Origin of the sequence: Orientia tsutsugamushi (assembly GCF_900327275.1) — a bacterium.
Taxonomy (GTDB): domain Bacteria; phylum Pseudomonadota; class Alphaproteobacteria; order Rickettsiales; family Rickettsiaceae; genus Orientia; species Orientia tsutsugamushi.
On sequence record NZ_LS398548.1, the window covers coordinates 2073468 to 2086733 of the forward strand.

Annotated in this window: 12 protein-coding genes and 1 tRNA gene; 8 read left to right on the plus strand and 5 right to left on the minus strand. The window is 30.4% G+C overall.

Features of this window, described 5'->3' with window-relative positions:
* Positions 1-35: 35 nt before the first annotated feature.
* Together ftsZ and murA are read right to left on the minus strand one after the other, a co-directional pair.
* Complete coding sequence (gene ftsZ / locus DK405_RS10785) at positions 36-1397, minus strand: cell division protein FtsZ (RefSeq protein WP_045912292.1); 1362 nt, start codon at positions 1395-1397, stop codon at positions 36-38.
* 204 nt (positions 1398-1601) lie between these two features.
* On the minus strand, positions 1602-2867 hold the full coding sequence (gene murA, locus DK405_RS10790; RefSeq protein ID WP_045912291.1) for a UDP-N-acetylglucosamine 1-carboxyvinyltransferase: 1266 nt from the start codon (positions 2865-2867) through the stop codon (positions 1602-1604).
* Positions 2868-3680: 813 nt separating this feature from the next.
* Here murA and DK405_RS10795 point away from each other — a divergent pair.
* The 3 genes from DK405_RS10795 (at position 3681) to DK405_RS15220 (ending at position 5366) form a co-directional block, all read left to right on the plus strand.
* Complete coding sequence (locus tag DK405_RS10795; protein ID WP_045912290.1) at positions 3681-4376, plus strand: hypothetical protein; 696 nt, start codon at positions 3681-3683, stop codon at positions 4374-4376.
* Positions 4377-4510: 134 nt separating this feature from the next.
* Positions 4511-4596, plus strand: a tRNA-Leu gene (locus tag DK405_RS10800).
* A gap of 644 nt (positions 4597-5240) precedes the next feature.
* Positions 5241-5366 carry a hypothetical protein gene (locus DK405_RS15220; RefSeq protein WP_258230582.1) on the plus strand — a complete coding sequence of 42 codons (126 nt, stop codon included), beginning with the start codon at positions 5241-5243 and terminating at the stop codon, positions 5364-5366.
* A 714-nt stretch (positions 5367-6080) separates the two neighbouring features.
* Here DK405_RS15220 and DK405_RS10810 read toward each other — a convergent pair.
* The 3 genes from DK405_RS10810 to DK405_RS10820 all read right to left on the minus strand — a co-directional run bounded on the left by DK405_RS10810 (position 6081) and on the right by DK405_RS10820 (position 9791).
* Positions 6081-6926, minus strand: coding sequence for a YihY/virulence factor BrkB family protein (locus tag DK405_RS10810; protein WP_012461495.1), 846 nt, complete (start codon positions 6924-6926; stop codon positions 6081-6083).
* Positions 6927-7373: 447 nt separating this feature from the next.
* A protein-coding gene (locus DK405_RS10815) for an IS5 family transposase (RefSeq protein ID WP_109510714.1) occupies positions 7374-8197 on the minus strand; the annotation gives its coding sequence in 2 pieces (ribosomal slippage) (positions 7374-7810 and positions 7810-8197; 825 coding nt in all).
* A gap of 1363 nt (positions 8198-9560) precedes the next feature.
* The gene (locus DK405_RS10820; RefSeq protein ID WP_045912548.1) at positions 9561-9791 is read right to left on the minus strand and encodes a hypothetical protein; all 231 of its coding nucleotides are present in this window, start codon (positions 9789-9791) and stop codon (positions 9561-9563) included.
* 205 nt (positions 9792-9996) lie between these two features.
* Here DK405_RS10820 and ndhC point away from each other — a divergent pair, with 205 nt between their 5' ends.
* Genes ndhC through nuoE form a run of 5 tightly spaced genes read left to right on the plus strand, consistent with a single transcriptional unit; the run spans position 9997 to position 13250 of the window.
* Positions 9997-10368: an NADH-quinone oxidoreductase subunit A gene (ndhC, locus tag DK405_RS10825; RefSeq protein ID WP_045912547.1), complete on the plus strand. Its 372-nt coding sequence runs from the start codon at positions 9997-9999 to the stop codon at positions 10366-10368.
* Between the two features lie 12 nt (positions 10369-10380).
* Positions 10381-10896: a NuoB/complex I 20 kDa subunit family protein gene (locus DK405_RS10830; RefSeq protein ID WP_011944977.1), complete on the plus strand. Its 516-nt coding sequence runs from the start codon at positions 10381-10383 to the stop codon at positions 10894-10896.
* 10 nt (positions 10897-10906) lie between these two features.
* Positions 10907-11497, plus strand: coding sequence for an NADH-quinone oxidoreductase subunit C (locus DK405_RS10835; RefSeq protein WP_045912546.1), 591 nt, complete (start codon positions 10907-10909; stop codon positions 11495-11497).
* Between the two features lie 11 nt (positions 11498-11508).
* The gene (nuoD, locus tag DK405_RS10840) at positions 11509-12699 is read left to right on the plus strand and encodes an NADH dehydrogenase (quinone) subunit D (protein ID WP_045912545.1); all 1191 of its coding nucleotides are present in this window, start codon (positions 11509-11511) and stop codon (positions 12697-12699) included.
* Complete coding sequence (nuoE, locus tag DK405_RS10845; RefSeq protein ID WP_045912544.1) at positions 12696-13250, plus strand: NADH-quinone oxidoreductase subunit NuoE; 555 nt, start codon at positions 12696-12698, stop codon at positions 13248-13250. The genes nuoD and nuoE overlap by 4 nt, the downstream gene beginning before the upstream one ends.
* Positions 13251-13266: the final 16 nt, after the last annotated feature.

Genomic DNA, 13266 nt, shown 5'->3' on the forward strand with positions numbered 1-13266 from the left:
TAAAATAATTAGCAGATCAATCTAAATATTGATCCTCATTTCTTATTTTTTCTTAAAAAAGTTGGTATTTCATAAATATTTCCATCAGATGCTACTTGGGAATCATTATCTTCGCTTGCTTTAGCAGTTGGATAATCAGATTTTATGCTACGCCACATTCTAGCAAAAATTGACATCTTAGGCTTTGTTTGAGGTTCTTCTAGTTGTCTTATAGATGATGAGTGTAATAATGATAAGCTATCATCTTTTTGTGGCTTATTGTTGATGATACCGCTATTTTTAGTAACATTAGCATTGAATGAGTCATGCGACATATTGCAATTTAATTCACTTGCATTTAATTTATCAGTTTCATCAGTTTTAATACATTCCATGTTACTATCATCTACTAAGTCAGTATTTTCTGCATTTTCTGCTGATTTCTTTTCTTCTGATAATTGATTGCAAATAGATGATGCAATTACTGATATCTTGATCTTGCCTTGTAAATCTGGATTGAAAGTTGCGCCGAATATAATTCTAGACTCGTCATCATCTATTTCTTTACGAATACGATTTACTGCTTCATCAACTTCCATTAAAGTGAGATCATTTCCGCCAATAATATGAATCAATACTCCCTCAGCTTTTCTGATGGAGGAATTATCAAGCAAAGGATTAGATATAGCAATTTCTGCAGCCTTAATAGCTCTATCCTCGCCGCTAGCTTCTCCTGTTCCCATCATTGACCTTCCTCCTTTTTTGATAATAGTAACAACATCAGCAAAATCTAAATTAATTAGTCCAGGCAAATTAATTAAACTAGTCATATTAGTTACTGCATCGGTTAACACAGTATCAGCCATCTTAAATGCTTCAATAAAAGTAGTAATATGATTACTAACTCTAAATAAATATTGATTTGGAATTATTATTACAGTATCAACATTCTTTTGCAATTCTTCAATTCCAGCTTCAGCGATTTTCATTCTTTGCCCACCTTCAAGAGTAAAAGGTTTTGTTACAACTGCAACAGTGAGAATTCCAAGCTCTTTAGCAATTCTTGCAACTACTGGAGCTGCGCCGGTGCCAGTTCCTCCACCCATTCCAGCGGCAATGAATATCATATTACTATTTTCGATATGACGTTTAATTTCATCTGCTGACTCTTCTGCTGCTGCGGCCCCAACATTAGGATCAGCTCCAGCTCCCATGGTACTTTTTCCAAGCTGAATCTTATTTTCTGCTAAAGACATGTTTAATGCCTGAGCATCAGTATTTGCGACAATAAAAGTTACTCCTTGCAAATTGGATGTAATCATATTATCTACAGCGTTACTTCCTCCTCCCCCTACTCCAAATACAGTAATCACTGGAGCTCCCGTTAATTTTTCTGGAGTTTGTAAATCTGCACTCATAAAAAAATCTGCCCTTAATTAATCTTAACTAATCATAAATTGTTTATATCGAATACATACAGTTGCTTATATTATTTTACATAGTATGTAAGTACTATTTAATTTTTTATACTATAATAATGGTAATTACTGCTCTTAAACTTAACATATAGCCTATTTATAATAGCATATCAAGCTCAATTATAAAATACAAATTTCTAAATACTAATCAGGAATTCTTTGGACTCTTGCATTACAGTTCTGTAATTTCTCAACTAAAGACTCATATCCGCGGTCTAAGTGATGCATGCGTTTAACTCTAGTAATCCCTGCAGCTGATAATCCAGCTAAAACCAAAGATACTGAAGCTCTAAGGTCTGTTGCTATTACATCAGCCCCATGTAATTTCTTAACTCCTGTAACTACTGCTTCTCTGGATTGAATGACAATATTTGCTCCCATTTTAATTAGCTCAAATACATGCATGTAGCGATTTTCATATATATTCTCAGTAATAATTGATACTCCATCTGCAATAGACATTAGGCTCATAAATTGAGCTTGAAGGTCAGTTGGAAAATTTGGATATGGATTAGTTTGTATATTAAGAGGCTTAATAATATTAGCTCCTTCGATAATTAAACTATTTTCATTCTGATATTGTATTATTGCGCCTGATAACCGCAGTTTTGCAATTGCTGATTTAAGATGTTTAAATATAACATTATTAAGCTTAATTTTTCCTTGTGTTATAGCTGCTGCTACCATATAAGTACCAGCTTCAATACGGTCAGGAATAATACTGTAATTAGCCCCATTAAGCTCTTTAACTCCTATGATACTAATATTAGCAGTACCAATGCCTGTAATGTTTGCTCCCATTTTTCTTAAACAATAACATAAATCAGCAATTTCAGGTTCTTGAGCACAATTAGCAAGTTTAGTACTACCATTAGCTAGCACTGCACACATAATAGCAGTAATAGTTGCTCCTACTGAAACCTTATCAAACTTGAAACTTATACCGTGCATTCTACTACTACAATTCGCACTAATATAGTCTTCCTCTAATTGAATATTAGCACCAAATGCCTTTAATGCAGCTAAATGTAGGTCAATACGTCTCTGCCCAATTGCACATCCACCTGGCAATGCTATTCTAACTTGCCCAAGCCGTAATAATAAAGGAGCTAATATCCAAATAGAAGCCCTCATTTTTTTAACTATATTACATGGAGGAGAAAAATGACCACTAATGTTATTAGCTGTTAATGCAATAGTTCCGCTTTCAACAATTTCTACATGAACACCACAACTTTTCAATATGAATAGCATATCACTTACATCTGACAATTGTGGTACATTATTGATAACTAAAGTTTTAGAACTTAATAAGCTTGCAACTATAATTGGTAAAGCTGCATTTTTAGCGCCACTAATATTTATCTCGCCCCTTAATGATTTGCCACCTTCAACTAATATACTACTCACCGATTATTAATTATTTACAATTTTAACGTTATGAACTATTTATGCTTATAATTCTAACGTTATTAGATCAAACTTTACTTTGTATATAAACAAAAAAAGCATAAAAATTACATCGTTATTTTAGTTTTTGGCATTTTGCTGATGTAAAATTATATCAATAATACTTAGAACATTTAAACAATGGTAATATATTTTACTAGAAACTATGCAAAAAATATAGCTTTGGTGCAATAAGATATGCAATATGAAAATGCGTGAGAAGAAAGGATAAGCCTTTCAAATAAGAGCTATAGTATAGCAAAGAATGATATATTTTTTACGTTTTTGATTTTTTAAAATCATAACTCTAAATTATTTTTAGCATTATGAAGAAAGTATAATATCTGAAATTGCTATAATTTTATGCTCTATCTTAATTCAAAAAAAAAATCAAGGTTTTTATTCTATTAAGTTCAAGGTACACTTTTGAGTTTTCTTGAATTATAACTTTACATTGCTCTGTAGATTTGCAATACCTAACATCTAGAATCAGCATGCTTAATAATATTTATTGATAATGATTTTCTTTTTTTTGACTAATGCGAAAACCTTATACTATGCCTTTATGAGACTGTAATACAATCAGCTAGATATTTGCTAACAATGCATGATATTTCAAAAACTATCCTAAGTTACATAGAATATGTGTATTATTTATATAACATGTTATAGTACTTTTATGTATTTGTATATTGACATTGATATATATGCAATCTATATTAACTGAGTATAAATAATTGTTTATGTTTAGTTAATTAATATTAAAAGGTGTCTATGTCTTACTTTTTACGTAGAATTTTTTCAAGAGAAACATATAACTGTGTATCCAAAGCTGTTCAAGCTATACAAGAAGCAAAGCCTGTAGCGAATAGTGCTATAAATCATTATAGTAGCATACATAACGCTATTTATAGTTTTGAGAAAGTGAAAGTGAATCAGTTTGCTAAAAATAGTACTGAAAATAACCCTACTCAATCTATATCAGATTTAACAAAGTATGCTGTTGATTTAGCAGCTCCTATTATATTACAGCGTATTACGAATGCAGAAATTGCTGCAGTAGGAGCAGCAGCATTCGAATTATATAAACAAGATGGCGGTAAAAAATTAGGTGAAATTTTTTCACATGGCGCTAACCTTATATATGATGGCCTTAACCTTGTCTCAAAAGTAGCTCAGTTCGCATTTTATGGAGGGAAAGCAGGTATCAATGCTGCTGGTGATTATATATATACAAATGAACCATTGGATAACGAAATAGAAAAAGGATCGAATGGTGCTGAAAATTTCACAATGCGTGAGATGACAACAACAGAAGATACTGATTTCAGTAGCTTTATAGCAGTAGAGAAAATAATAGAAGATACTCACAATACATCAATAACTGAAAGTATAGAAAATAATTTTTCAATGGTGCTAGATGCTAACGATGTTCCTCTTGCAGGAAGCATGCAGGAAGTTGTTGTATAAGCATAATATAATTCAACATCTAATGATACTCTTTATTATTCCAGATAAAATAGATTTCTAAATGAAAAAATATCTTGCTTTTTAGTAAATATCTAGCTATCATCTTTTTTAGTTTATAAGTTGTTAGATGTTTAGCCCGTGTGATGGAATGGTAGACATAACGGACTTAAAATCCGTGGGACATTAGTCCTTGCCGGTTCAAGTCCGGCCATGGGTACCATAATATAAAATTGCTTAAGAGTAGTTATAGTTGATTCTTAGGTTTTAAGCTGCATCTTATAAATAATAATAATTGTTTTCTGATAAAGCTTATACGTCTTAAAAAGCATTATTTCATCAACTGTTAACCAATGATATATATTACTATATTGCAAGAAAGAAATGTTGCCATTATCTCCTTCCAATAAGTTAGTAAAGGCGCAGTAGTTTAGTTATCCAAGTTTCCATAACCAGCTATATCAAAATGTAACGTATGGATTTTCTGTATTACGCTTTCCGGATAACTTCATATAGCTAAACCACTATAAAACAGTTAGGTTATATATTTTTCGAAAAGTGTGTCTGTCACAGTGATATTTTGTTCTTTAATGGCGGTAACTTAAGTCTAAATGCTACCTTGCTATATCTATGCTAACTTTAAAGTTATTATCATAAAGATATTGTGCTAAGCCTTACCAGTAAATACATCTAAGCTAATATAAAACAGTTATATTATATACTTTTTGAGAAGTGTATCTAGGTCATAGTTATAGCCGAACTATTACAACTGTTTTATAGTAGCTTAGCTATAGCAGGTTATCAGAATTAGCTGATGTTATTCGCAAGAAGCAGGTAGTTGACTTAACTGTTATAAGCATAACAATAATGCTCGTTTCTTATTTTTTGTATGAAAGCGGTAAAACGAAAGAATCTATAGCCTTTTCAGAAAATCGTGAGTTAAGAGAAGAGATTTCTGGAGTAGAGCAGGTTGTAGATTTGAGAGCAAAATAGACAGATGAAATACTTGCTGAAGTCAAAACATTAAAAGATAGATTAGAGAGCGTAATAGAAAGCGGGTATTTAGAAACTACTGCAAAAATTAATAATTTTAACTAAAAACTTGAGATATTAGAGAGTCAGCATAAGCAGAGTATATATAGCCAAGCCACTATAAAACAGGTATGTTATATATTTTTCGAAAAACTTATCTAGATCATAGTTATAACCAGACTATTATAATTTTTTTTGTAGTAGTTTAGCTATACCAGCAGATTCTATACAAACATGTCGCTAGTTTGTAAGGACATTCAGCGCGTTATTATTAAATTTTTTTGTTTGAACTTTATTATTAATTAACATAGCCGTATCAAATGTGTCATTAGAAACATCAATCCCTAAAATTATACTATTCATAACCCGAGTTTGATATAAGAAATATGCCATACTACAGTAAAAGTAAAAATTACAGTACGTTTCACACTTATGTATATTGTGAAACGTACTGTAATTTTTACTTTTTATTGCAAAAAGCGTTCTATTAACTTAAAAATCTTTGCTATAGACATCATAATCGTGTTTCTTTTTATGGCTATAGGAGTTTTTAATATTACCTCTTTATTTTTGCTTTTTTATATTTTTTTTGCATTCAACTATTGGAAGTACTTACTCATTCTGTTCTCTGCTATATTTCTTATATCGAACTTTGGTTATTATAAGTATAGTCAATTAGTATTTGTGCCAATATTTTTTGCCATTTTTTTTCAGTAATTGATGATTAAATTCTGCTCCATATATGAAGATTATAGCTATTATATGAAAGAATAATAATGTAATAATTATGCTTCCTAAAGATCCATATATAAGATTTAATTGACTATAGTAAGCTGTAGATTTAGATAGCATTGTACCACTGAATATCCATAACATCACAGTAATTATTGCTCCTGGTACTACTTCTCTAAATTTTAAATTAGTATTTGGAACAAAATAGTAGATTGTTGATACAGTAAAAAACAGTGTTAGCACAATAAATGTATATCTTAATAAAATCCATATTGGACTTAATGTTTTGGTAAAGACAATTGTTGTTGGTATCTTTCTTAATATTATTGGAGTAAAGACAAATAGTACTATGGTTAAAAAAATGATAATACTTGTTATTAAAAACTGTGTTATACTTAATAGTCTCCGTAACCAATAAGGCGGTGGAGAATTTACTTGATGTACTCTATTCAATATTGTACGTATGCCTTCAACAAACGATGAAGATGTCCATATTGTGCCAAAGATTGCTAGAGTTAGCAAACTTTGGGGAGGATTTTCAAGTATTTCATGTATTCTTGGAACGATAGTTTCTGCAACATTTGCTGGTAAATTACTGAGTAATATAGCAATACCATTTTTTCCTAATTCCGATACCCCTAAGAAGCTACTGGAAGCTAAAAAAAACATCACAAATGGAAAAATTGATAACAATATCATAAAGGCCATATAACCTGCATGCTCAATACCATCATGCTCTATTGTTTTAAAGATAGCTTGTGCTAAACAGCGTATATAACGCCAAATCATAACATGTATTTCAAATTTTTAAATATAATTATATTTGATGAGATTATATATGAAAAAATGTATAACCGCCAGAACTTCTGCAAAAATGCTATAATAAAAAGATAGTACCATTAAACTACCAAAAATTGATGTGTGCTACGAAGCAGAGTATATAAGCTAGCTGTTGAAAGAACAGCATTAAAAATAGTGATATAAAATATTGTATAAAAAATCAAGAAACAAAATTACCATAAGCCTTTCAGGTATAAAAATTTTAAAAGTAATTGCGTTGTTAATATTTTGCCCATAAAAAAATAAGACTTTAAAAGCCTAATATGTGCTGCAATTACTGTTATGTCTGATCTTTTTCTAAGGTAATGATGATACTGAGATTTTACTATTTTACAAGCGGTAATTGCTGCATTACAAATAATAACAGTGATGATAATAGACATCTTTCGAAACTGGTTAAGGTAGTTCAAAATTATAAATGCCAGAGATCAAATTAAATCTAAGAGAGAATCTTTTACGTCTATTTCGATATTTGTCAGCAATAATTTTGAACCGTTTTAGCATACCAATAACGTTTTCACTCACAACTCTTTTTCCTGTCAGTCTAAGATTATTCTTTTTATCATTTCTAGTTAAAGGATTTTTCTTGCTTTTTTTCTTTGGTAATTCAGAATTATTGTGAATTTTTTGTATGCCTTGATATCCTGTATCAGTAATCACTTTTACCTTAGGATGGATAAGAATTTTGGATTTCTTAAATAATCTAAAGTCATGTTTTTTACCGTTAGAAAAATCTGTACATATTACTTGGCGCGTTTTCTTATCTACCACTATTTGAGTTTTTAGTGTATGCCTTTTCTTCTTTCCTGAATAATAGAATTTTTGTTTTTTTTAGGTCTTTCTATAGGAGTCTCAGTAGCATCAATCAAGACTACTTCATAATTCATATCACTCTTCATTATAGCTTTACGACCTGGAAGAGCAAAGTTTGGGTGTTTAACTAGGGTGTCTTCTACCCATTTTACAGCTTTATATGCTGAACTTTCACTAATTCCATAGTTTTGACCTATATGGAAATAAGTACGGTATTCTCTAAGGTATTCTAACACCATCAGCAACTGTTCCTCCAAATTGAGCTTATTTTTACGTCCACCTTTTGATTTCTTAAGACCATCAGCTTTCCTCAAAATATCCACCATCTTTGAAAATGTCCTCTTCCTTACTCCTGTTAATCGACGAAATTTTTCATCCTTTAACTCTTTAATATAATCTAATTTCATTATTACTTCAAATCAGATTTTTATAACACCATTCTACATCATTGTCTAGTTTCGAAAAAAGTCTAGTGATGATAATGTAATAGTTTCTTATCGTTTTGTTACACAAGTTTGATATAATGAGATAGGATAGAGATAGAGGAAATAAGGATTAGAGTAGCAGTTTAACAGGAATATGATAGAAAGAATAAAAAAAGAGAGTTGCAAAAAAGATAAGATAGAGTATAAAGATCTGAAGAATAAAAAATGAGTGCTGAATATGATTCCTCTGGTAGAGAATTTCTGCATAATAGATGATTTTTTGCAAGTTTTTTGAAGAATGAATAAAAAAATATATAGCTAAACTAGTATAAAACAGTTATAATAAGCTTTGCTGCCACTATAGATATACTTAAAAAGTATATTATACAGCTGTTTTATACTGTTTTAGCTATATTAAGCAATTTGCTTAACATTTATCTGATAGAAAAAACTCAAAACGCTTATCCTTACTGCTGTTATGTGTAAATTATTATTCCATACAAATACTGTTACAAATACTGTATTCTTTCCTATCTCAAAACGTTTTGACTATTTTTCAAAACTAATTTTCTCTCTTTCATTTATGTCCAGCGCCTTTTCCAAAATCTATAGTATATGTCATACTAATTACTTTTTCATTACATTTTAACATCTTATTATTATGATTATTTTATAGTAGTTTAGCTATATCATTTGCTTTTTTCCTTTAAAAGTCTCATCAAATTCTCTCGTAATAAGATACCATAACAGAAGTCTACTTACTTTTGTGTGGAATAGTGGTTCAACTCCTATCTATAGTCATTTACAACGAGGTTTAAGCATAGAAAGAAGCAATAAAAATTAATAGAATCCGTTAGTTATAAAGTTATTTTTTGCTACCTTATTCTCTAATTTTAATCTGATAGAAAAGTTTTGTGCTAATATGAAGATGTGAATAAGTATGATAGCTGATCTTTTGTAATAGTAAAGCTATTGATCCTTTTTTATTTGAATGTAATTGCAATAAAAGTGTTTTTGATGCTTATGTACAAGCTATATTAATCAAAGATGCAACCACTTAACAAAATTTAGACCTAATTAAGCATTACTTGTTTAAAGTTAAAAATGACATACGCAAAGTAGCTCACTTATTTAACTACTTTTTTGATGCTGCCTTTTACACTTAAAATATGTAACTACCTTTCAAAATCAAGCTATACTAGCTTCTCTGAACACACAACACTGCAAGTCAATTACTTCAACATAATATCTCAAAACTACAACATTTAGGTTTTAATTATTATTTAGTATCATTATAATTAAATTCAGATATACTTGTCATATTCTTGAGCCAAATATCTCTGAGTTATGTAGACTTAGAAGATTTTTGATTCCGCAAGGATTCTTCAAGTTTTTGCTTAGCCAGCTTAGAATCAAATAACTCAGGCCTATCCTTTGAAACTAGCTTATAGTTAACATAAGTTGCAACTGACATTAACACAAAAAACAACGAATATTTTAACCAAGGTTTTTGATTTATTACTTCAATTAACTTCATCAATTTTGTTTTCATTCCTGTATTCATTTTTGTTTCCATAAAACAATTATCATTTAAGTTCTAAAATTTGTTAAAAGTAGTATTACAATTGACAACATCTCTAAATTCCGCTTATAATAACAACTATATCTATAGTTAAGCTATTTTACACTTGAATCTTAGGTTGTTTTTATAAATGATATTATATAATTTAGTTTAGTTTACAATATTACAGCTTACGGGGCAATACATAAGATTAAATACAATGCTGCATTTGTTAACTTCATTAGAATATCTTCCTATAGTTATATTTTTTGCTATAGCGCTAGCTTTATCGTTTTTTATTATAATTTTACCAAAAATATTTGCTAGCAAAAAATACAATAAGAGTAAGCTAGAGAGTTATGAATGTGGATTTGATACTTTTAGTGAAGCTAGAAGTAAGTTTGATATTAGATTTTACCTAATTTCTATGCTATTCATAATTTTTGATCTAGAAATAGCATTTTTGATACCCTGGGCAGTGAATTTAAAAGAAACAAAAATGTTTGGCTTTTATTCTATGATATTTTTCCTACTGATATTAGTAGTCGGATTTATCTATGAATGGAAAAAAGGTGCGTTAGAATGGGAATAATTCAGGAGTTAAATGTCAGAAAATACATTTAGTGATACAACAAGTATCTATAATCAAAATTTATCTAATCAAGGATTTATCTTAGCTAATCTAGAAAATTTAGTTAGCTGGGCCAGAACACGCTCGTTATGGCCTATGACATTTGGGTTAGCTTGCTGCGCTATAGAAATGATGCAAACAGCAGGTAGCCGATATGACATGGATCGTTATGGAATGTTATTTAGACCTAGTCCACGACAAGCTGATGTAATGATAGTAGCTGGAACACTAACTAATAAGATGGCGCCAGCACTACGTAGAGTTTATGATCAAATGACTGAGCCAAAATGGGTGATATCAATGGGTAGCTGTGCAAATGGAGGAGGATATTACCATTACTCTTATTCAGTAGTTAGAGGCTGTGATAAAATTGTACCTGTAGATATTTATGTTCCTGGTTGTCCTCCTACCCCAGAAGCATTACTTTATGGTATTTTACAATTACAAAAAAAAATCAATAGAACTCAACAAGTCAAATTTAAAAGATAGAGTGTAGTTTATGCAATTACATCACCTTAAAGAACTAAAAGAGCTAGTAGAAAGTCAATTTGCTATATCTAGCATTAGCGCTAAGTTTAATATTACCAATCACGTTGAAGCAATAATCAATAAGGAACAGTTAATTGAGGTTTTAAAATTACTCAAAAATGACAAAGAATTAAAATTTACAATACTAACAGATATTTTTGCAGCAGATTTTCCAGATCGTAATAAGAGATTTGAGATCGTATATAATTTACTTAGTATAATAAAAAATATCAGACTAATAGTTAAGATTAATCTTAATGACAATGAACTAATTCAATCAGCAACACCAGTGTTTAGTAATGCAAACTGGTATGAACGTGAAATATATGATCTCTTTGGAATTAAATTTGCTAACCATCCACATTTAAAGCGTATATTAACAGATTATGGATTTGTTGGCCACCCATTAAGAAAAGATTTTGCTCTTAGTGGATATTCTCAAGTAAAATATGATGATAAGTTAGAAAAAGTTGTATATGAACCTGTAAAATTAGATCAGGAATATCGAAATTTTAACTTTTCTTCTCCTTGGCAAGGGCCAAAATCAACAATTCAAGACTAAGTGATATTATAATGGCATTAAAAAAAAGGTCCAAACACTCTAAAAAATTCAAGTTAAATCTTGGGCCACAGCATCCTGCTACACATGGAGTATTACGGCTAATATTAGAAATGGATGGCGAAATAGTTGAAAGGGCTGATCCACATATTGGTCTCTTGCATCGTGGAACTGAAAAGTTAATTGAATATAAAACATATTTGCAGGCAATACCTTATTTTGATAGGTTAGATTATGTTTCTCCAATGTGTCAAGAACATGCTTTTGCTTTAGCAATAGAGCATTTGTTAAAGTGTGAAGTGCCATTAAGAGCTCAATATATTAGAGTTATGTTTTCTGAGTTAACTAGAATACTAAATCATACCTTAAATATAGCTACTCAAGCACTTGATGTTGGAGCTACTACTCCATTATTGTGGATGTTTGAAGAACGAGAAAAAATCATGGAATTTTATGAAAGAGTTTCAGGATCGAGGTTACATGCTAATTATTTTCGCCCTGGAGGTGTATCGCAAGATTTACCTGAAGGTTTAATTGAGAATATCGCAGATTTTTGCGAACAATTTCCATGTAAAATAGCAGATCTTGAAACCTTGCTTACCGATAATCGAATTTGGAAACAAAGGACAGTAGATATTGGTATTGTGTCGAAGCAGCAAGCTATGGATTGGGGGTTTTCAGGAGTAATGCTTAGAGGATCTGGTGTTGCTTGGGATTTAAGAAAATCACAACCTTATGACCAATATGCTAATTTAGATTTTGATGTAGCTATCGGTAAAAATGGTGACTGTTATGATAGATATTTGATTAGAATTGAAGAAATGTATCAATCAATAAAAATAATTAAGCAATGCATTCAAAAAATGCCAGCAGGAGAAATTAAAACTCAGGATCCCTCTATTTCGCCTCCTAAAAGATCAGAAATAAAAAAATCAATGGAAGCCCTTATTAATCATTTTAAACTCTACTCTGAAGGATATAATGTTCCAGCAGGAGAAGTATATGCGGCAGTTGAAGCTCCTAAAGGAGAATTTGGCGTTTACTTATATTCTGATGGTACTAATCGGCCGTATCGGTGTCGCATTAAAGCCCCAGGCTTTGCTCATCTGCAAGGATTAGATTTTATGGCTCGAGGACATTCACTATCTGATATCATAACCATTATAGCAACACTTGATATAGTTTTTGGAGAAATAGACAGATGAATTCAGCTACAAAACAAGAATTTTCATTTTCCAATGAAACATTAGTGATAGCAAAAAAAATCATTAATAATTATCCAGCAGGGAAAGAAGCAAGTGCAGTTTTAGCAATATTAGACCTAGCGCAAAATCAAAATAATAATTGGCTTTCTAATAGTTGTATTGAATATGTTGCAAATTTACTTAAGATGCCATATATCAAGGTGTATGAAATTGCAAGTTTTTATACTATGTTTAATCTACAGCCAATAGGTAAATATCATATACAAATTTGCTGTACTACACCATGCTGGTTAAGAGGATCAGATGACATAATGAATTTCTGTAAAAAACTATTAAAAATTGAAACTGGCAAAACTTCTCATGATAAATTATTTACAGTAAGCGAAACTGAATGCCTTGGAGCTTGTAGAAATGCTCCAGTAGTACAAATTAATCATGATTATTACGAAAATCTTACTAATGATAAAATCAAAGAAATTATCAATAATCTGCATGCTAAAGATTTACAAAAAAAATCTGAACTAAAACCTGATAATAAAACTGACTTATAACTCAAGAGCAATTATA